Below are 20280 nucleotides of genomic sequence, written 5' to 3' on the forward strand. Positions count from 1 at the left end.
TCCTTTCTGTCTATTCTTTTCAGCGAAGACCCTTTCACTTCCGCCTGTGAGATCAGGAAAACCGCTTTCATCTGCCATTATAAACCAATTCCATCAAAAAAAGCAATCCCGGACAAAAAAATACCGCAGCGTACTTCCTTCTGTCAGAAGCATCTGCGGTATCCGTTTTTTAATTGGCAGCTTTCTTTTTCTTTCCGAGGAAACCGATCGATGTCTTAACGATCAGTTTGTCAAACAGCATAAACATCGCCGGAAGAATAAAGATCACAACGATCATACTGATCAGCGCACCTCTGGAAAGCAGTGTACAGATCGAACCGATCATATCCACTCTGGAATAAACAGAGATACCAAAAGTGCAGGCGAAAAAGCTGCAGCCGCTGGTCACAATGGACAGCATGCTGGTCTTATGCGCAATGGCCACGGCTTCCTTCTTGCTTAAGCCTCTCTGCCGTTCCTTCTGATAACGGCTTGTCATCAGGATCGCATAGTCTACGGTAGCTCCCAGCTGGATGGTACCGACAACAATGCTTGCCACAAAGGGAAGGCTGATTCCCTGATAGAAGGGAATGGACATGTTCAGCACGATCGCAAATTCGATGACCGCTACCAGGATCACCGGAAGGGAGATCGATTTGAAAATGATCAGGATAATGGCAAAAATTGCTGCAATAGAAGCAATGTTTACATTCTGAAGATCGATATCCGTTACATCCTGCAGATCCTTCATCAACGGTGCCTCACCGATGACCATGCCGTTGCTGTCATATTTTTTCACAATATCACTGATCTTTGCGATCTGGGCATTTACCTCATCCGTGGCAGATTCGTATTTGGAGCTCACAAAAGCCAGTTCATACTGATCTCCCTGAAGCATGCTCTTTAAATTGTCCGGGATCATGGAATCCGGTACAGACGCACCCAGAAGGGTATTGATCCCGATGGTCCATTTGACACCGTCCACCTTCTTCACTTCTTCCAGCATCCTGGTCTTTTCTGTGGCGTCCATGTCTTTATCCATCATAATGATGTGCATAACGCTCATATCAAAGGTTTCATTCAGCTTCTCGTTTGCAACATTAGAATCCAGATCCGAGGGAAGAGATTTTGCAATGTTGTAATAAATACCGGTGTGGTTGTTTCCGTAAATACCAGGCAGAAGCAGTACACAGAAGATCACCAGCCACAGTTTGTAATGCCTTGTGATAAAAGCAGATACCCGGTCTACCTTCTCCGTCTTAAAGAGAGATTTATGTCTGGTCTTTTCGATCGGTCTGTCAAAGATCAGGATCATGGCCGGAAGCAGGGTGACACAGCAGAAAACTCCGATGATAACACCCTTTGACATAACGATACCAAGGTTTTTACCAAGAGCAAACGTCATCATACAAAGCGCTGCAAAACCGGCCACTGTCGTAACCGAGCTTCCTGTGATGGACTTGAAAGTGTTTGCGATGGCATGACCCATAGCCCGGTTCCTGTCATCCGGGAAACGCTTCTTATTCTCCTCATAGCTGTCCAGAAGGAAGATCGAATAGTCCATGGTAACGCCCAGCTGCAGGACTGCCACCAGCGCCTCTGTAACATAGGAAATCTCTCCCAGAAAGACATTGCTTCCCATATTATAAAGAATGGAGATTCCGATACAAAGCAGGAAGATGAAGGGAACCACAAGAGAGGTTCCGGTGATCTCCAGAACGATCAGTGCCAGGACTGCTGCAATGGCTACATAGATCGGCAGCTCCTGCATACACAGATTCTTGATGTCGGTGACAATTCCTGTCATACCACTGATAAAACACTGCTGATCGGCAATCTTACGCATTTCGGTCAATGCCTCCATGGCATCGTCGGAAGATGTGGTATTGTCAAACAGTACCAGCATCATCGTGGCATTTCCGTTAAAAAAGCTCTTTTTTAAATTTTCAGGGATCATATCCACCGGAAGGGTGATGTCTGCTACATCATCGTACCAGAGAACATCTTTGACATGTTCCACTTCGCTGAATTTCTCTTCCAGCTTCTGGACATCCTTCATCTCCATGTCTTCCACAACGACCATGGAGAAGGCACCCATTCCAAATTCGTCCACCAGAATATCCTGTCCGCTTACCGTTTCCAGTGTATCCGGCAGATAGCTCAACAGATCATAATTGATCCTGGTCTTTATAATTCCAAGTATTGAGGGAATAATAAGCAGAAAACCCAGGATGCAGATCAGTATCTTATGTTTGGCTATCCATTTTCCCATTTTCACCAACATAGTTCTATTCCTCCTCGTTAATGACCATCAGTCATTTTGCACATTTGCTACTCTACTACATAAATGACCAATAGTCAATAATTATTCGGAAATTTATACTTTTTTAACGGATTCCAGGAAAAGCCCGGATTTACAGTCTTATCTGTCCTGTGGTCTGATTCTTTTTCCGGAATTCTTTCGGTGTCAGCTGATATCTTTCCCGAAAGACCCGGTGAAAATAGCTGTTGTTTTCATATCCCACTGCCGCAATGATGTCATTTACCGGAAGGGACGTATCACAGAGAAGCTGAACCGCCTTGTTCAGCCGTTTTCTTTGCAGCAGTTCTTTAAAATTGGCCCCGGTACCTCTTTTGATCATCCGGCTTAATGTATGCATGGGAAGATGCAGACGTTCGCAGAGCTCGGAAAGAGAGGCTGTCCGATAATTCTGTTCTATGTATTCCAGTACCGTCATGACCATCATATTTTCATAACGATCCGGCACTCTCGTCTCTGCATACTGGACCGACTCACTGAGATAAAGGAACAAAAGTCCCATGGTGATCTGATTGATCCGGTTCTGTCCCTGTTTTCCGGAAACGAGGGAATCGATCATGTTTTCCAGAAGATTCTGGATCTGCAGGACCTCTGAAACCCGGAAATGAAGAAATTCTCCCCGTTCTTCATCTTTTCTCAGAAGGTTCACAAGAAAGTCCGTCAGTACATTGCTGCTGCCGATCATCTCATAGGCCACATCAAAAAATTCCGGCAGAATGATAAAATTGATGGCGATATCCTCCTGCCCGGCCGGCAGGATCTCATGATGGGTAAACTGATTCAGAAAAAGAAGTTCTCCTTTTTTCACCACTACCTCTTTTCCCCCGATGATATTGGTGATGCTTCCCTCACAGGTATAAAGTACTTCTACATAATTGTGACGGTGTTCCGGAAAATGGGCAAAACGGGTATGGGTCCTCACATTGATGAGTTCCCCTCTCTCCAGCATCTTTCTGCTGTCTACAGTAAAATCTTTTCCCGATGTATAGAGCGTCCGGTCCACATTTTCCTCTCCGGACAGAAGTTTTTTCTCCTCCGGCGTGATCACCCGAAGCTTTTCCATTAATTCTTCTCGCATAATTTCTGCTCCATCCTCTTTTGTATCTTCTTTTTTCATCATACCATATCGCAATGCCAGGGTCAAAAGGTCTGCGTACCGAAAAAAAGCCCTGCATCCTTTTTTCGGACACAGGGCTCGGATCTTCTGGTAAAGCGGACATTCGCAATCAACACAGGGGATCTCAGTTTCTCTTGGAAAGAACATCCTCTTCATAACGTTTTACTTCCTGGAACCAGTTTTCTCTCTCGGGAACGCCATTGACTTCACAGAAATAGTTCCACACATCACCAAAGGGATAAATCTTCAACTCTTCCTGCATGGTCATAAGCTCAGAGAAATTGCTCTCGTTCTGGAGCTCTTTTAAGCGGGCATTGGGCGTTAAAAGTGCATACAGAAGCGCTTTCTGCAGATTTCTCATACCGTTGACCCAGGCAGAAATCCGGTTAATGCTGGCATCAAAGAAATCCAGAGCCAGAAGCACACGGTCAATGGCATCGTTTCTTACGATTTCTTTTGCGATCTCACGGGTCTCATCATCAAAAAGTACTACATGGTCACTGTCCCAGCGTACCGGACGGGTCACATGGAGAGCGATCTTGTCATTGAAAAGCAGCATAGAGGAGATCTTGTCAGATACCACCTCGGTCGGATGATAATGACCATTATCCATCAGACTGATGATGCCGTTCTTTGCCGCATAGTTTACGGTGAATTCACTGGAACCTACGGTGTAGGACTCAAGACCGATACCGAACACCTTGGACTCCAGACATACATAAACCTTACTCTTGTCATAAGGAATGGACAGGATCTGGTCCAGAGAATCTTTAAATCTTGCTCTGGGTCCCAGGCGGTCTGCCGGAATATCCTTGTATCCATCCGGGATCCAGATATTCATAGCACAGGGAACGCCGGTCTCTTCTGCAAAATACTGGGAGATACGGATGCAGGCCTGGCCATGACGGATCCAGAACTGGCGGGTCTCTTCGTCAGGGCTGGAAAGAGTCAGATTGTCTTTTACCTTCGGATGTGCAAAATAAGTGGGGTTGAAATCAAGCCCCAGTCCTCTTTTTTTTGCAAACTCAACCCATTTTGCAAAATGCCTGGGCTCCAGCTGGTCTCTGTCCACAAACTCACCCGGCTCAAAAATCGCATAGCTTGCATGAAGGTTCAGTTTGTGTTTACCGGGAACGAGCTTTAAAACCTCATCGATATCATCCATCAGTTCCTGGGGAGTTCTTGCTTTTCCGGGATAATTTCCGGTGGTCTGAATGCCGCCGGTCAGAGGACCGTCATGATCAAAACCGGTCACATCGTCTCCCTGCCAGCAATGAAGGGAAATGGGAATGTTTTTCAGTGTTTCGATTGCTTTATCTGTATCCACACCGATGGCTGCGTAAAGCTCCTTCGCGGATTCATATCTTTCTTTTGTCGTCATAATAAAATTCCTCCTTGTTTCACAGATTTTCCGATTGCTTAAGATACTGTTATTGTACACTATTTTTCCGCACAAAAAAAGAACCCCTTTTGTCTAAAAAAGGGTCCTTTTTTGCAGTCCTTATAAAAGATGGGAACGAAGTTCTTCTCCGCTCAGAGGGGAAAGATAAGAAGGAGCCACATCAAAAACGGTTCGGCAGCCGGTCTGGCCTTCTGCCGCCATGCGGTGAGCCGCTCTTGCGTAAGCAACCAGGACACTGGATGTAAACTCCGGATTGGAGCCAAGCTTCAGGGAATATTCGATCAGCTGATCGGTGCTTTCGTCTCTTCCGGTCTTTCCGCTGCGGATCACAAAACCGCCATGAGGCATGGCTGTATGGTCACGGTCAAATACTTCCTCACTGATGAAGTGAACGGTGGTGTCATAATCAGAAAAGTAATTTGGCATAGTCTTGATCTCTTCCTCGATCTTCTGAAGATCTGCACCTTCCTCCGCTACGACAAAGCATTCTCTGGTATGTTTCTGTCTGGTGGTAAGCTCCGGATTCCGGCAGGCACGGACATCTTCCACTGCCTCCGGCACCGGAATCGTATACTGGATCCCGCGTTTTACCCCGGCTACCCGACGGATGGCATCCGAATGTCCCTGACTGACACCCTTACCCCAGAAAGTATAGGTTTTGCCGTTTGGAAGGATGGACTCTGCATAAAGACGGTTCAGAGAAAACAGTCCCGGATCCCAGCCTACAGAAATGATCCCTACGGTGTGTCCTTCTTTGCAGGCCTGATTAACTGCTGCAAAATGCTCCGGGATCCTTGCATGGGTGTCAAAGCTGTCGATCACGTTGAAGTTCTTTGCCAGCTCCGGTGTCTGTACCGGAAGATCCGTGGCACTTCCTCCACAAAGGATCAGTACATCGATCTCCGCTTTATGAGAAGCTGCTTCTGCAATCGGGTAAACCTTTACGCCCTCTGTCTGAAGCTTTACACTTTCCGGATCTCTTCTTGTGAATACAGCCACAAGCTCCATATCCGGATTCTGAGCAGCCGCAAATTCCACACCACGGCCAAGATTTCCATAACCTGCAATACCAATTCTTGTCTTCATTTCTTTCACTCCTCGTAGTTTTTATATGGAGATGCCGGACGGTCTTGCCCGGACACCGTTCCAGACTGCCATCATAACCCCCCGCAGTCCAAAAATCAATTCTTTTATCAGCAACAGCAGATGCCGCCTCCGCAGAGGGCATTCAGCATCAGATTTGCACAGCAAAGCTTGGTACACATGTCCCCTCCATACAGAGGATTTCCATAGGAAGACTGCCGTTCCTGATACCAGCTGCCCCCGTTCTGCAGAACATTCAGGAAATTCCGGTACTCCGGATTGGACGGCTCCAGATTTACCGCCTGGCGGGCTGCCTCCATAGCTGCCACGTTATTTCCCAGTCCTGCATTGGCCTGGGCGCTGTAATAATACCATCTGGCACTCCGTTCTTTCATTCCGTTCAGCACATTCCAGGCCTGCTGGTAGTAACCGTTCCGAAGATAATTGGCTGCCGCCTGAAGATGGACATCCTCCTCGCTCTGGCTCTCCTGTGCCTGACCATAACCGCCGAAGAAATCATCAAAGCCTCCGCCGTAATAACCACCGCGGCTGCTTCCGGGGCCGTAGGAAGAACCTCCGGAAAAGCCATCGGTCCGCTCTTTCATGATCTGCTGATAGGCCTGTTGGATCTCTTTGAATTTTTCCTCTGCCTGATCCTTATTTGGATTGTTGATATTGGCATCCGGATGATATTTCCGGCTTAATCTCTTATATGCTTTTTTGATTTCTTCTTCTGTTGCATCTCTGGACACACCCAGCACCTGATATGGATCTTTCATAGACTCCTCCGCTTCCGGATCATTTTCTTCTTATTGGTATCAGACTCTTCTTTCATCCGTTTTTTTCTGGCTTTCTCGTACCGGGACCAGATACCGGAATACAGAATATTCCTCAGAATAGATATATATTCAATGATGGGCAGTTTTTCAAACTCTCTGGAGCATTCCGCCGCCATCATGGTCAGGATCCCCCTGCAGGTCTCTTCGAAATCTTGTTCTCCGCTCAGATCCGCAAAAGGATTATAACGCCCCTCTGAGAGATCCTCCTCCAGGTCTTCATAGGCATCACAGAGATAAATGAATTTTCCCAGGAAAAATCCCATTTTCCGAAGATTTTCTTCCCATTCATCCTCTCTCCAGGCCAGGATTTCCGCCATGATCTCACCGAAAAGTCCTGCCATATAGTCGATATCTTTACAGTTTTCGTTCTCTCCTTCTGAAAGCCTGTCCAGAAGTTCTTTCACTTTTTCCGCTTTTCCGGAATAGGAAGCCTCCAGCCCGCCGAACTTTCTCTTCAGAAGCTCCGCAAAAAAACGCCGGTCTGCTTTCCGCTCATCCATCCAGTCATCCATACATTTATAGTAGGTGAGAAGAATGCTCATGTCCGCTGCATAATCTGAAAAAACATCAACGCAGACCGGCTGCTTTTTCAAGGGATGGATTACACAATGGCTGGTTCCTCTCTTCACTTTTGGTTCATAAAGCCCTGTGAGCAGCATCACGACAAAGGTCAGATCATAATTCAGTGTCATCTGTCCGGAGAAACCATACCGTTCCTTCAGTTTTCTGCAGAGGCCACAGTAAAACGACTGATAAGTTTCAAATTCCCGTACCTTCAGATCTCCTTTGTTTATCATCACATATCCGAACATGTCTCTCCTCCTTTCTTTCACAACTGATGCCTGCGGATTGCTCCGCTGCAAAGCAGCTCCCGCAAGGTCTCCGCTCCGCTTCGGTCGGTGCTAAACGTGTGCCACTGGCACACAGCACCTACATCATCATATCTTTACAATTTACTATCCCTAACTGAAAAAGTCAATGTTTCTTCCCCACTTTTTTTCTGAATTTTCTGTGAACTTCTCTTGCGGGAAAGTGGTAAATATGCTATGTTTAAGCCATGATGCAGGAGCGAAAGTTTCCCGGTTCCTGGGAAAAAGCCTTATCATATCATGAGTGAATCAAGGAGGATCTATAAACATGAACAACTATCTGGACTACATTCTGGAACAGGCAAAAAATCTGCTCGCTATCGACAGCCCTTCCGGCTATACAGCAGAGGTGACTTCCTATCTTCTGGAAGAATACAAAAAGCTGGGCTATCACGCAGAGCTTACCAATAAAGGCGGCGTTCTGGCCGACCTTGGCGGAGAAGGTACCCCCATTCTCCTCACTGCCCATGTGGACACGCTTGGCGGTATGGTCGCTGAGGTCAAGGGAGACGGCCGTCTCCGCGTCACCAATATCGGCGGTATGAATGCCAACAATGCCGAGGCTGAAAACGTCCGTATCCACACCTATAATGGTGCCTGCTATGACGGTACCCTGCAGCTGATCGATGCTTCTCTCCATGTCAATGGAAAATACAACGACACCTCCCGTTCCTGGGATACAGTGGAAGTGGTCATTGATGAGCCTGTTTCTTCCAAAGAAGAGGTAGAAAAGCTTGGTATTATGACCGGAAACTTTGTCTGCTTTGATCCGCGGACCGTTATCACCTCTTCCGGCTATATCAAGAGCCGTTTCCTCGATGACAAGCTGAGCACTGCCATTCTTCTGGGTTATGCCAAATATCTGAAGGACGAGCATATCACACTTCCGAGAAAAGTCTACCAGCACATCACAGTCTTTGAAGAAGTCGGTCACGGCGGCTGCGGTTCCGTTCCGGAAGGTACGGAGGAAATCCTTTCCGTCGATATGGGCTGTGTCGGAAATGGTCTTGCCTGCACAGAACGTGAGGTTTCCATCTGTGTGAAAGACAGCGCAGGTCCCTACCATTATCAGACTGTTTCCGCTCTTATCAAAGCTGCGAAGGAAAATAACATCGGCTTTGCCGCTGATGTCTATCCCTTCTACGGTTCCGATGCGGATGCCGCTTTAAAAGCCGGCCATGACCTCCGCCATGGTCTCATCGGTCCCGGCGTTTATGCCTCCCACGGCTATGAGAGAAGCCATAAAGACGGTGTAGAAAACACCCTGAAGCTTCTGGCTGCTTACATCGGCTGATCTTTCCACAGAAGATGTCGGCTGAATTTTTCCAGGCAGGTCTCCGGACCTGCCGATGAAAGGAATCTTCCATGAATTACAATCTCCTCACTTCTTCCGATCTGAACGCGGCGCAAATCACCTCGGAAGTCACGGAGCAGGTAGTGACAAAAACCAACCGCTGGATCTCCTTCTGGAATGAACATGTTCCCGATCTGATCTCCTTCGGTGTGGAGATCGGTTTTTCGCTGTTGATCTTCTTTGTCGGCCGTTTTCTGATCCGCTGGATCCGGCGTATCGTCCGCCGCTCCATTGAACGTTCCAGTGCAGATACCGGCGTAGAGCAGTTTATCGATTCTCTGCTGAAATTTCTCCTCTACACCCTGCTCCTGTTTATCATCATTCAGAACCTGGGCGTTCCCTCCACTTCCATCGCTGCAGTCATTGCCTCTGCCGGCGTAGCGGTCAGCCTGGCTCTTCAGGAGAGTCTGTCAAATCTGGCCGGCGGCATCCAGATCCTGCTTTTAAAGCCCTTCGTTGTCGGTGACTACATCCGGGAAGACAATAAAGGAAATGAAGGAACTGTAGAAGAAATCCATATCTTCTACACCCGGCTTTCCACCATTGACAAGAAAGTCATTATTCTTCCAAACGGTCTTCTGGCCAACAACAGTCTTACCAATGTGACCTCCAATGACATCCGGCTTCTGGAACTGAAGGTAGGGATCTCCTATTCTGCAGATCTTAAAAAAGCGAAAGCCATTCTGGAGCAGCTTCTCTGCAAGGAGCCGCGGATCCTCACACAGGAGGAGCATGTGGTCTTTGTGGATGACCTCGCTGACAGCGCCGTGATCCTGGGTCTTCGGGCTCAGGTAAAAACAGAAAACTACTGGCCCACCCGCTGGAAGCTTCTGGAGGATATCAAGCTCACCTTCGATGCGAAAGGGATCGAGATCCCCTATCCTCAGCTGGATGTACACATGAAGGAAGGCAGCGGAGCCTCCCGCCCCTGACGCATCTTCATGAATCCCTTGCAAAGAACCATAAAATACAGTATAATGTAATGTCGAGAAAAAGTTATAAAAAAGGATGGTAAAACACCATGACACAATCCAGAACCCATACCTGCAACGAGCTGCGCCTTTCTGATGCCGGAAAGACAGTCACTCTGGTCGGCTGGTATGAAAACTTAAGAAGAGTCAGCAAGAATCTGGGCTTCCTGATCCTTCGTGATTTTTACGGAACCACCCAGATCGTGATCGAGACTGAGGAAATGATGGAGCAGATCTCCGGTGTCAACACCGAATCTACCATCTCCGTTACCGGTACTGTCCGTGAACGTTCCAGCAAAAATACAAATCTTCCCACCGGTGAGATCGAGGTCGTTCCCGAGAAGATCGAGATCCTCGGCAAATGTATCTACAATGAGCTTCCTTTTGAGATCAACCGTTCCAAGGAAGCTGATGAAAATACCCGTCTGAAATACCGCTACCTGGATCTTCGTAATCCGGCTGTGAAATCCAAGATCGTTCTCCGCTGCAACGTGGTTGCCGAGCTTCGCCGCAGCATGATGGAGCATGGTTTCCTGGAGATCACAACTCCGATCCTGACCTGCTCCTCTCCGGAAGGTGCGAGAGACTATCTCGTTCCCTCCAGAAACCACCCTGGCAAATTTTATGCACTTCCGCAGGCTCCCCAGCAGTTCAAACAGTTGCTCATGACCTCCGGTTTCGACCGCTATTTCCAGATCGCACCCTGCTTCCGTGATGAGGATGCGCGTGCAGACCGTTCTCCGGGTGAGTTCTATCAGCTGGATATGGAGATGGCTTTCGCCAGCCAGGAAGACGTTTTCGCCGTTCTGGAGGATGTTCTCCCGCCGGTATTTGAGAAATTCGGAACCTATAAGACCGCTTCCAAAGCTCCGTTCTGCCGGATTTCCTATAAAGAGGCCATGGAAAAATACGGAACCGATAAACCGGATCTCCGGATCGACCTTCTCGTGCAGGATGCCACCGAATGTATGGCAGACTGTGGTTTTGGCCCCTTCGAGGGAAATGTAGTAAAAGCAGTCGTTGCTGACGGCTTCAAGGGAACCCGTAAAGTCATCGACAAGCTCTGCGCTGACGTGGAAGTACAGTCCGGAAACAAAGCTTACTGGTTCAAGGTAGACGAAAACGGCTCCCTGACCGGCGGTATCTCCAAGTTCCTTCAGGAACGTGCCGAGACAGTCAAAGAGGCACTGGGTCTGAAACCCGGCGATTTTGTCGGCGTATGTGCAGGCAAGAAACAGGCAGCTCAGAAGACAGCCGGCGTTCTCCGCCGCTATATCGGCGCTCTGGCAGAGGGCCATATGAAGACCGACTGCTACGAGTTCTGCTGGATCGTAGACTTCCCGATGTATGAGATCGGTGAGGAATCCGGCGAACTGGAATTCTGCCACAACCCGTTCTCCATGCCGCAGGGTGGTATGGACGCGCTGAACAATCAGGATCCCCTCTCCATCAACGCTTACCAGTATGATCTGGTCTGCAACGGTGTAGAGCTCTCCTCCGGTGCCGTTCGTAACCACGATCCTGAGATCATGGTAAAAGCCTTCCAGATCGTTGGACTTGGCGAGGATGATGTGAAAGCAAAATTCCCGGCTATGTACAATGCTTTCTGCTACGGAGCCCCGCCTCATGCAGGAATCGCTCCTGGTGTAGACCGTATGGTCATGCTCCTGGCAGGCGAAGACAGCATCCGTGAGATCATCCCGTTCCCGATGAACAAGACCGCACAGGATGTCATGATGGGTGCTCCTTCCGAGGTAGATCCCAGACAGCTCAAAGATGTTCACATCAAACTGGATATCGAAGAAAAGAAAACAGAAGAATAAAAATTACGCCCCGGTTGGATCGTTTATTGATCCGCCGGGGCGTTTTTTATGGGGTCCAGAGAGTGCCATCCGAACCGGTGAAGCTGCCGTCTTCGTTGGCAGTGTAAAGGCCTCCGGCCTGGTTTTGCCAGGTGCCATCCGGCCCCTGATAAAGGACCTGCCGGTTCAGCTGGCCCGAATCATAAACCGTCACAGAGGCTACGGCCTGATCTGCGGGGTTCGGAGGTCCTTCCTCCGTCCAGGAACTTCCATCCCGGTCGCTGACCCACTGGCCGTTTCCGTGATAGGTATAGGTTCTTCCGCTGCCGTCCTTCCAGGTGCCGTCGCCGCTTTCATAGATGTAGTTGGCACCGTTGCCTTCGGTGCGGTAGAGGGTGAGTGGCTCGGAGGTATTTGCAGTCGGAGTTGATGTGAGTGGACGGTTTTCGCTCGTTTCAGCAGTTTCCATCCCCGGGCTTTCCTGTCGGGTTTCCGTCTCCGCCTGAGTAAGGTTCTGTTGGAGATTGTTTTCCGCCGCCACGCTGCTACCGGTCAGAAGCTGGGCAAAGATCATCGCTACACAGAGAAGAACCGCCGGAAAGCGACATTTTTTCATTGCAGAAAGATTTCTCATACAACGTATCCGCTCTTTAAATACCAGAATGCCATCATTGAGTCCCGCCGCCAGATAGGGAACCCGGCTCTGCTTTGCGGCTGTCTTTAAAAGCAGGCGGCTGTAGCTCAGCTGCTCCCGACTGGAAAGTCCGCCTACCACCCGGGCATCACAGAGATTTTCCACGATTCGCTCCGCATCCCTTCTCATTTTATAGAGAAAAGGATTAAACCAATAAATGGAAACAACTACCTGCATAAGAAGCTTATACCAGAGATCCTTCCGCTGGTAATGGGTCAGCTCGTGGGTGAGAATAAAGCAAAGCTCCTGCTTTTCGTACCGTTCATTCGTAAGGTAAACTGCCGGATGAAAAAGGCCTGCAAGTACCGGCGTGGTGAGCCTGTCATTTTTCAGAAGCTTCGGAGGTTTCTTGAGTTCTGCTTCCCTGCTGAGCCGCTGATAGTCTTTCAGGATATCCTCATCGTCCACCGGCAGGCTCCAGCGGTAAAGCCTGTGGAGCGCCAGATAATAGCGGACCAGGCCCACAAGCCCGAGAAACAGAGCCCCGGCAAGCCAGATCTCGCCAAAAAGACACAGCAACTGGTCAAAGGTGAAGCCGAAAGGAGTTTCCTTTAGCTGGATTTCATGGCCGTGGAAGTTCTGCTGCACGGTCTGTTGCGAAACTTCTGCCTCTTTCTGTGCCGCTAAAAGATTTGAGTCTGTTGTTTTCACCGGCTCTTCAACTATAAAATTCACGGTCAGCTGCGGAAGCCTTCCGGAAGGAAGCTTCACTGGCACCAGCAGAAAAACAGCCACAGCAAACCAGACCCAGTATTTCCAGCCGGAAGCATATCTCCCTCTGCTAAGTCTGGAAAAAAGCTCCGTCAGAAGCAGGATTACCGCCGCAATGAGATTCATCTTTAAAATATGAAGTACAAATTCAGGCATCTTTACTCCTCCTGGTCTTCCTCCATCTCTTTTAAGAAATCACTTAATTCCTGAATATCTTCTTTTTTCATCTTTTCCCCCTGGTAAAGGGCATTTACAAAGCGCTTCAGAGAATTGCCGTAAAGCTTCTCCAATACGCTTCTGCTCTCCTGCCGCTGGTATTCCTCCTGTGTCACTAGCGGCGTATAGAGGTTCATCTTTCCTTCTTTTTTCGCAGAGACAAAGCCCTTTTTCTCCAGTCTCGTGAGCAGGGAAAGGATCGTCGTGGGGGCCAGTTTCTTTTTCTCATTTACCACCCGCTCGATCTCCAGGCGGCCCATGGGCGGCTCATGGTTCCAGAGCACCAGCATGATATCCAGCTCCGAATCCGGCAGCCGGCTGCTTGTTTTTTTCATATAATAAACTCCCTTTTTTGTTTCTGAACTTTCGCTGACAGAGCATTCTCCCCTTGAAAATCTCCGAAACAATTTTTCTTTTATGCTCTATCTTACACCCATTCGTTTTTTCTGTAAAGAAAACTGGTCTCATCAAAAATCCCTTTATCTATGAATACCACAAATTTCCATCTGACCCGGTGAAGCTTCCGTCGCCATTGTCGGTGTAGATGCCACCAGCTTCATTGACCCAGCTCCCACTGCTGGAATCCTGATAGAGCGTCTGGCTGTTCAGACCATCCTCATCCGTAACCGTTACAGAAGTGCCGCTTTTGTCCGCCGCCGAAGCAGGAGCAGTCTCGCTCCAGGAGTTCCCATCCTCCCCACTCCAGGTTCCATTTCCATTGTAGACATAGTTTCTGCCGCTGCCATCATACCAGTTTCCATTGGTGGCCTTATAGATGTAAGTGGCTGCGCTTCCATCTGCCGAATAGAGCGTAACGCTCTCATCTGTCAACGTAAGCCCCAGATTTTCCGCAGATGTATATTCCGGTGAACTTTCGGAAGCTGCAGTGGTTTCCGCCTCCGCACTCACAGATGAGTTATTTTCCGGCTGCTGCGCCTGAACGGTTTGTGAAGTTTGATTATCTGCAGCCGAAGCATTTTGTTCCTGAACCTTCTTCGCCGGAGTATTCTGGTTTTGAATGTTCTCTGGATTTATCTGCGTTTCCGTTCCTTCTTTCTTCTGAGCAGTACTCTGACTCTCTGTCTTCGTTCCTGACTGTTCTTTTTTCTGATCCTCCGTCTGATTTTCCGTTTTCTTTTCAGAAGTCTTTTCTTTCTCCTTCTTTTTCACCACCACCGCCGTCTTCCCGGTGTCTTCTGTCATACGCACAACCTCCGGCATCCTTCTTCTCAAAAGAATCCCCACGCCCACAACCAGCAGCAGAACACAAATCACCGCCGCTGCCGTCATAATCATCTTCATTCTTCTCTCTTCCTGTTGTCTACGTCTTCTCATGATCTTTTGCGCTCCTTTTCTTCTACATTTGTAGTTGACGCGTATATTCTACATCTGTAGTAAATACTTGTCAAGCGCAAAAACGATACGCTCTCCTTCTCCAGAATACAACATCTGCCTGGCGTTTCTATATATTTTTCATTTTGAAAAAGTATGATAGGTGATTATAATCTTTGCATCATACTCATACGAATAATCTTTGCATATAGGAGACTCTTTGCCTCCATTTATAATAAATATTTCTTCTACAGATCCATCTTTTATCATCCAACCAGTCACCAAATCTTTAATTTTTCTTTCAGAAATATTTGAAAATCCCATTCTTTGCAACTGTTTTTCAACCATAATATAATTTTGTTTTCTAAAATAATCCATTGCATAAGGAAAATTTATCTCTTGTTTTACATGATATGTAATAACTACTTTCGCATTTTCAGGAAATATATCTCCTTTTTCAAAATTTTCACTTTTATTAATTACCACTGTTTCAACCTCAAAAGCATACTTATCACTGTTTTGTCCAACATCTTTAATTGGTATAGATTTTATATTTCTATAGTTGCATTTCCAGATTATGTTTTTCATAGTAATCCTTTAAATAGAAAGCAGAAATTCTGTTAAGCTTTCAATAGCATCTGGTTTTTCTGATAGTTCTTTCCCCATCAGTCCCTCTCCCATAATACCAGGATCTGCACTAAGAGATACAGCGACTCGACTTGAATTCCATACAGCTTCATACATCATTTTCTGATTCTCTTTTGTTACTTTATTGAGAACGTAATAAAATGGTTTTCGAATACTTTCCGATAATTCCCCGATTTTTTGGGAAAGCTGTAGGGATTCATAGGATGGATCTATGATTATCAATATCAAATCTACACCGTTATCAATTCCACGTCCAAAATGTTCAATACCAGCCTCCATATCCATTAGCGCAAATTGGTCTTCTGTAAGCCTAAGATTTTGGATAAATTGAGTCATGACAGTTCCCATAGCACAAGAACACCCTTCATTTGCCAGATGAATTTTTCCACTGCTCATCAGTTTTACACCGTCCTTCAGACTATAATAATCTTCCGGTATATCATCTATAGTCCAGGTTTTCTCAAAAAACTGATGCGTAAATTTTGATAACATCATATCATTTAAAACATTTTGCTTACCACCGAAATAGTCTGTAAAATCTCTGGGAAGCTTCACACCTAACTGTCGGTGTAGACCATAGTTAGATTCATCGGAATCAATTACCAAAATTTCTTTTCCTCGTCTGGCTAAAGCCTTAGCCAAAAGACTGGTTACTGTACTTTTTCCACATCCACCTTTTCCGCAAACTGCTATTTTCATCTCTATATTTACTCCTTTTCTTTTTTTCTAGTAACTGTTCAGGACGTTCAAAACAACAGGCCACAGGTCTACGCACTGCTTCTTACTCCACTTCCTCCAGTTCTGTTCCTTCTGGAAGAATATATCCGCAGTTATCACATACTCCGTCCTCTGCAAGTATCCCGTCTTTCACAAAGACTTCAATGCCTCCTGGTTCATGACAGCGTGGACAATCTAATTCCAGTATCTTTTTCTGATTTCTTGCATCCTGGCAATTGGCAAATTCAATTTTACCCATAGTGATTCCTCCATTTTCATTCCATATCAATTTGTCTTCGCAAAAAAGTTCCTACCATACGGGAAAAATTGCTGATATTACGAATATAGGCAAAGTCTTTTCCGTAGATTCTCTTTTCCACGGAGAGTTCTTCTTCATTCCCTACAAAAACACCAATTACGAAAATCCCCTGATTTCTGGCCCGACGCACCTCATATGCAGTATCTTTCACAGCTCCTTCTCCGTCATAAATCTTGGGCTGGCGGGTTCCTGGTCGTTGTATGCTCATATCACAGGGTTTTCCATCACTTAATACGATTAAAATCTTATTTTTTTCCGGTCGCTCCATGAGAGAAGAACAAACTGTTTTCAGTGCAAGCCCATCTCTGTTATTAGCATATGCCCGGAATTGAAAGATTCTTTCATTTGTTTCCCTTGGGTCTTCATAATCCCGAAATCTCTGAAGTACTGTATATCCCCAGAAAGCACAGTATCCTGTCACCCGATGAGGAATTCCTGCCTGGCTTAATGCTTCACTGATAATATATCCCTGTGCCGCTACCTGAGCCTGTCTGCCAGCTTGGGAACCACTGGAATCAATCAGGACGTCTATTACAAACTCAGAATCTTCTGATCTCTTTTTTCTATTAAATAACTTGTCATCGTCTGTTCTTCCAATTTTCCATAACCTCTCAGGAACAAGCTGCCCTGCATCAGATCTGCTGACAAAATCATCCTTTCGGATTATAAATGCCCGTTTCAGTGACTCTGCCAACACAGAAATATTTCTTTTGATGATCCAGTGATTATTTCCATAATAGGCTTTATTTTTTTCAAACTGCAGCTGAGAAAAACGATATTGATTATTTTTTATCACAGGGTTCTGTAAAATTCCATCTGTAAGATACAGGATACAGTTTTTGTGGATTCCTGTACAAAATTTCCGGTTGACTCTGGCCTGCTCCGATTCACTTAGATACGATTTTCCGTAATTCAGTTCCACATATTCCCGTATCCGTCGCACTGCCTGTGGATTTATATTCTCTGGATTTTCCGGAACTTCTTCATTTTCCGGAGAGAAATAAAATCTTTTTTTCTTTTTATTTCTGATATCCAGACTCATCATCTTTTTTTTGAGATTAGAAAGATATTTTTGAATGATGTCTTCCATCTGTTCATCCGTCATGCATTCCTGCCACGCGTCATCGGCCAATGCCATATCCGGTAAATTCAGAATCTTCTCCAGATTTCCATTCCTTTTTTCAAAAGAGGGATCCAGAACATGATTATAAATCTCATCTATCACGTTTATGACATCTTCCGTATTTTCCGCATCCTTCAGAGAAAGAATCTTGTACAATGCAATCTTTGCCTGTGGATCCATTTCCTCATCGTCTGTGTTCTCCAGAACATACCTTATATACAAAAGCCTAATCCTGTGAATCAGGTCTGTTCCAGCTTTGTCTGATGCCTGCTCTTCCTCAGCCTTTTCCAATTCTTTGAACGCCTGTTCTCTGATTTCCTTTGTTCCCAAACGTTCTCGAATGATAAAACGATTCACTGCAGCATCCATGCATAATCCGGCAAGAGTCAAAAGCATATCTTCTCCGGCAGAAAAATGTAATTTTTTCATCAAATACATGCCAAGTTTCTTCTGATCAAAATATCGTGCAAAGGCACCCTGCTTCACTGCCTCGTATAGAACCGTTTGTTTTGAATAAACATATTTTTCTGTGTCCGGTTCAAATTCTATATCATAATCACCACTGACTGTCCAAAAAAGATTTCTGATACGATTGCTGATCTCCAGACGATGTTCTTCCAGTTGTTCCGCCGGCCATCTGACATCCTCCATACAAGTTTACCCCCATATGTCTTTTCCGGTCCAGGAAGATGGGATTCTGGTAGAAACCACATCTTCTACGATCTCTTTTTCAAATACATCAAAACTTTTATTTATGATCCCCATCTGGATTGCATCAATTGGAGAAAGTCCGCTTCTTGTTGCTTTTACAGCAGAAACCAATCCTCTCAGGTCAAGAGATTTTGTTGAGATTTCTCCATGATAAGCTTTGATCTGCAAATCCAGAAACAGTCCTGCAAAAGCTTTCAGTGCACTTTTTTCCCCATCTGGAAAATGTTGTCTTAATACAAAAAGGATACTATCCTCATCCATTTCAGGCATATCAATTACCATAAACCGTGAAACCAATGCTTCATTTAGCTCTCTGGTACCTGCGTAACCATAATTCATCGTGCCGATAAATCGTGTTGCCGGATGAAGTAAAACCCTGTTATATCCTGGAATATCGATTCTGCGCCGATGATCCAATGTGGCATGCAGTACAGAAACCGCATCATTTTTTGCCATATTGATTTCGTCCAGGATTCCAAATCCTCCAAATTCCGCGCATTGGTAGATGGGGCCTTTCCGAAGGCGAACCTCATTATTTATAAAGGTATCCGTTCCAATCAGATCGGCACTGTCTGTATTTACATGAAAAGAAATGTCATATTCCGGTCTTCCGAATATCCATGCCAGTGTCTCACATAGTACATTTTTTCCTGTAGCTTTCGCACCGGAAAGTAACAGGTTATCTCCCTGAAGAAGCGCTGCTATTGACATTTCCAGAATCTTTTTCCCATAAAATAAGATATCCGGTTTTTCTACCCGTTCCTTTACCTGATCCTCTACCTCATAACGCATGTGAAAATCTCTCAATTCTCCAATCAGTTCCTGCGCTATCTTCTGATCTTCTAAATATTTTTCTATTTCTGTCCAATGATTTCTCATGAAGATTTTCCTTTCTTTGCAATTGGTTATATCAAATCAGATAATATTTCTGTTTACTCAATCTTCATATTTTCAATCCTCCAACTCACAATCCTAACTTCTTTACAATTTCTCCCAGTGCACTTCTTACAGGAGAATCTTTCGGAAGCCGTATGATCGGCTTTCCATCACAGTCATACTGATATACCTGGTCATCATGTGGTACAACCCCTAACAGTTCCAGTCCCTGATTTCGGATTTCTTCCAAAGTTCCGGCATCCAGTTTTCCATCTGGAACACGATTCACGATTAATCCGGTTTTCTGTGGTTTAAAGTTTAACTCCTTCATCAGCTTTGCAATACGTCCGGCTGCCTGAACACCTCTTCTGGAACAGTCACTTACAAGAATCGCAACTTCCATCATTGGCAGGATTCCTCTGCTGATATGTTCCATACCTGCTTCGTTATCAACCACAATATATGAATAATGGCTTTGCAGTTTCTGAATCTGGGTCTGCACAAGACCATTTACAAAACAATAGCAGCCCTGTCCCTGGGTTCGCCCCATTACCATCAAATCATAATCGTCTTCTTCTGCAATTGCATCGAAAAGACGCATTTCCAGATAAGCCTGTTTTGTCATTCCTACCGGAATCTGATATCGTGGATCAACTCCTGCACGTTCAATCTCTTCTCTCAGTTCTCCGAGTGTAATCTCCGGTTCAACGCCGAGCACTTCATTCAAATTCGCATTTGCATCTGCATCTACAGCTAAAACCGGATGTTTTCTATTCTCACATAAATATTGAATCAACAATCCACAAAGAGTTGTTTTCCCTACACCGCCTTTTCCTGATACAGCAATTACATGTCCCATGTTTTTCCTCCTAAAATTCTGAACAATCTGTTGACTTTTTCTTTCAATTTCATTATAGTTGTCACTATATAAATTACAATAATCAATCTATGAAATCTGTTCTGTTCCTCAACACATCCCAAAAACTGTTGAGAAATGATACATCGTAAAGCATACATTCAATGGAGGCTATTATGTCGGAAAAAACAAGAAAGCAGGACTGCCGTACCAGATATACCAGGCAAGCTATAAAGGAAACTTTTTTAGAATTATTAAAGAAGAAAAATTTCACAAAAATCACGGTCACTGAAATCTGTAAAATTTCTGAAATAAACAGAGGTACTTTTTATCTGCATTAT

At 45.7% G+C, this 20280-nt stretch carries 18 protein-coding genes; 3 read left to right on the forward strand and 15 right to left on the reverse strand.

From position 1 onward, the window contains the following. Positions 1-169: 169 nt before the first annotated feature. From DXA57_RS00140 to DXA57_RS00165, 6 genes are all read right to left on the reverse strand, one after another. Positions 170-2260, reverse strand: a complete 2091-nt coding sequence (locus tag DXA57_RS00140; RefSeq protein WP_117764374.1) for an efflux RND transporter permease subunit — start codon at positions 2258-2260, stop codon at positions 170-172. A gap of 133 nt (positions 2261-2393) precedes the next feature. Further along, entirely contained in the window at positions 2394-3377 is a 984-nt protein-coding gene (locus tag DXA57_RS00145) for an AraC family transcriptional regulator (RefSeq protein WP_117764375.1), read from the reverse strand. Between the two features lie 163 nt (positions 3378-3540). Then, complete coding sequence (locus DXA57_RS00150; protein WP_117763919.1) at positions 3541-4797, reverse strand: L-rhamnose isomerase; 1257 nt, start codon at positions 4795-4797, stop codon at positions 3541-3543. Positions 4798-4917: 120 nt separating this feature from the next. Beyond that, a complete protein-coding gene (locus DXA57_RS00155) occupies positions 4918-5904 on the reverse strand; it encodes a diaminopimelate dehydrogenase (RefSeq protein ID WP_117763920.1) in 987 nt (328 codons plus the stop codon). A 107-nt stretch (positions 5905-6011) separates the two neighbouring features. Continuing rightward, positions 6012-6680, reverse strand: coding sequence for a J domain-containing protein (locus DXA57_RS00160; protein ID WP_117763921.1), 669 nt, complete (start codon positions 6678-6680; stop codon positions 6012-6014). Next, complete coding sequence (locus DXA57_RS00165) at positions 6677-7552, reverse strand: DUF5685 family protein (protein WP_117763922.1); 876 nt, start codon at positions 7550-7552, stop codon at positions 6677-6679. Before DXA57_RS00165 ends, DXA57_RS00160 begins: the two co-directional genes overlap by 4 nt. 325 nt (positions 7553-7877) lie before the next feature. Between DXA57_RS00165 and DXA57_RS00170 the strand changes: the two genes are divergently transcribed. The 3 genes from DXA57_RS00170 to aspS all read left to right on the forward strand — a co-directional run bounded on the left by DXA57_RS00170 (position 7878) and on the right by aspS (position 11757). Further along, the gene (locus tag DXA57_RS00170) at positions 7878-8903 is read left to right on the forward strand and encodes a M42 family metallopeptidase (protein WP_117763923.1); all 1026 of its coding nucleotides are present in this window, start codon (positions 7878-7880) and stop codon (positions 8901-8903) included. Between the two features lie 71 nt (positions 8904-8974). Continuing rightward, on the forward strand, positions 8975-9895 hold the full coding sequence (locus tag DXA57_RS00175) for a mechanosensitive ion channel family protein (RefSeq protein ID WP_117763924.1): 921 nt from the start codon (positions 8975-8977) through the stop codon (positions 9893-9895). Between the two features lie 89 nt (positions 9896-9984). Continuing rightward, positions 9985-11757 (forward strand): aspartate--tRNA ligase, encoded by a 1773-nt coding sequence (gene aspS, locus DXA57_RS00180; RefSeq protein ID WP_117763925.1) that lies wholly within the window; start codon positions 9985-9987, stop codon positions 11755-11757. Between the two features lie 46 nt (positions 11758-11803). Here the strand turns inward: aspS and DXA57_RS00185 are convergent, their stop codons facing one another. The 9 genes from DXA57_RS00185 to DXA57_RS00225 form a co-directional block, all read right to left on the reverse strand. Further along, positions 11804-13297 carry a M56 family metallopeptidase gene (locus DXA57_RS00185; RefSeq protein ID WP_117763926.1) on the reverse strand — a complete coding sequence of 498 codons (1494 nt, stop codon included), beginning with the start codon at positions 13295-13297 and terminating at the stop codon, positions 11804-11806. A 2-nt stretch (positions 13298-13299) separates the two neighbouring features. Continuing rightward, positions 13300-13692, reverse strand: a complete 393-nt coding sequence (locus DXA57_RS00190) for a BlaI/MecI/CopY family transcriptional regulator (RefSeq protein ID WP_117763927.1) — start codon at positions 13690-13692, stop codon at positions 13300-13302. A gap of 148 nt (positions 13693-13840) precedes the next feature. After that, the gene (locus DXA57_RS00195) at positions 13841-14692 is read right to left on the reverse strand and encodes a hypothetical protein (RefSeq protein ID WP_147345638.1); all 852 of its coding nucleotides are present in this window, start codon (positions 14690-14692) and stop codon (positions 13841-13843) included. 138 nt (positions 14693-14830) lie between these two features. Further along, positions 14831-15277 (reverse strand): hypothetical protein, encoded by a 447-nt coding sequence (locus tag DXA57_RS00200; protein WP_117763929.1) that lies wholly within the window; start codon positions 15275-15277, stop codon positions 14831-14833. Between the two features lie 9 nt (positions 15278-15286). Beyond that, on the reverse strand, positions 15287-16036 hold the full coding sequence (locus tag DXA57_RS00205; protein ID WP_117763930.1) for an ATP-binding protein: 750 nt from the start codon (positions 16034-16036) through the stop codon (positions 15287-15289). 82 nt (positions 16037-16118) lie between these two features. Beyond that, on the reverse strand, positions 16119-16313 hold the full coding sequence (locus tag DXA57_RS00210; RefSeq protein WP_117763931.1) for a hypothetical protein: 195 nt from the start codon (positions 16311-16313) through the stop codon (positions 16119-16121). 16 nt (positions 16314-16329) lie between these two features. Further along, positions 16330-18147 (reverse strand): cobaltochelatase CobT-related protein, encoded by a 1818-nt coding sequence (locus DXA57_RS00215; protein ID WP_117763932.1) that lies wholly within the window; start codon positions 18145-18147, stop codon positions 16330-16332. Between the two features lie 6 nt (positions 18148-18153). Next, the gene (locus tag DXA57_RS00220; RefSeq protein ID WP_117763933.1) at positions 18154-19086 is read right to left on the reverse strand and encodes an AAA family ATPase; all 933 of its coding nucleotides are present in this window, start codon (positions 19084-19086) and stop codon (positions 18154-18156) included. Positions 19087-19171: 85 nt separating this feature from the next. After that, positions 19172-19942, reverse strand: coding sequence for an ATP-binding protein (locus tag DXA57_RS00225; RefSeq protein WP_117763934.1), 771 nt, complete (start codon positions 19940-19942; stop codon positions 19172-19174). Positions 19943-20280 lie beyond the last annotated feature (338 nt).

The sequence above is a fragment of the Blautia sp. OF03-15BH genome (assembly GCF_003463065.1).
Taxonomy (GTDB): Bacteria; Bacillota; Clostridia; order Lachnospirales; family Lachnospiraceae; genus Limivivens.

Coding starts and splice junctions, on each gene's coding strand:
- DXA57_RS00220 (WP_117763933.1), bottom strand. CDS start 19,086: ATGAGAAATCATTGGACAGAAATAGAAAAATATTTAGAAGATCAGAAG.
- DXA57_RS00150 (WP_117763919.1), bottom strand. CDS start 4,797: ATGACGACAAAAGAAAGATATGAATCCGCGAAGGAGCTTTACGCAGCC.
- DXA57_RS00160 (WP_117763921.1), bottom strand. CDS start 6,680: ATGAAAGATCCATATCAGGTGCTGGGTGTGTCCAGAGATGCAACAGAA.
- DXA57_RS00165 (WP_117763922.1), bottom strand. CDS start 7,552: ATGTTCGGATATGTGATGATAAACAAAGGAGATCTGAAGGTACGGGAA.
- DXA57_RS00205 (WP_117763930.1), bottom strand. CDS start 16,036: ATGAAAATAGCAGTTTGCGGAAAAGGTGGATGTGGAAAAAGTACAGTA.
- DXA57_RS00210 (WP_117763931.1), bottom strand. CDS start 16,313: ATGGGTAAAATTGAATTTGCCAATTGCCAGGATGCAAGAAATCAGAAA.
- DXA57_RS00170 (WP_117763923.1), top strand. CDS start 7,878: ATGAACAACTATCTGGACTACATTCTGGAACAGGCAAAAAATCTGCTC.
- DXA57_RS00215 (WP_117763932.1), bottom strand. CDS start 18,147: ATGGAGGATGTCAGATGGCCGGCGGAACAACTGGAAGAACATCGTCTG.
- DXA57_RS00225 (WP_117763934.1), bottom strand. CDS start 19,942: ATGGGACATGTAATTGCTGTATCAGGAAAAGGCGGTGTAGGGAAAACA.
- DXA57_RS00175 (WP_117763924.1), top strand. CDS start 8,975: ATGAATTACAATCTCCTCACTTCTTCCGATCTGAACGCGGCGCAAATC.
- DXA57_RS00155 (WP_117763920.1), bottom strand. CDS start 5,904: ATGAAGACAAGAATTGGTATTGCAGGTTATGGAAATCTTGGCCGTGGT.
- DXA57_RS00190 (WP_117763927.1), bottom strand. CDS start 13,692: ATGAAAAAAACAAGCAGCCGGCTGCCGGATTCGGAGCTGGATATCATG.
- DXA57_RS00185 (WP_117763926.1), bottom strand. CDS start 13,297: ATGCCTGAATTTGTACTTCATATTTTAAAGATGAATCTCATTGCGGCG.
- DXA57_RS00145 (WP_117764375.1), bottom strand. CDS start 3,377: ATGCGAGAAGAATTAATGGAAAAGCTTCGGGTGATCACGCCGGAGGAG.
- aspS (WP_117763925.1), top strand. CDS start 9,985: ATGACACAATCCAGAACCCATACCTGCAACGAGCTGCGCCTTTCTGAT.
- DXA57_RS00195 (WP_147345638.1), bottom strand. CDS start 14,692: ATGAGAAGACGTAGACAACAGGAAGAGAGAAGAATGAAGATGATTATG.
- DXA57_RS00200 (WP_117763929.1), bottom strand. CDS start 15,277: ATGAAAAACATAATCTGGAAATGCAACTATAGAAATATAAAATCTATA.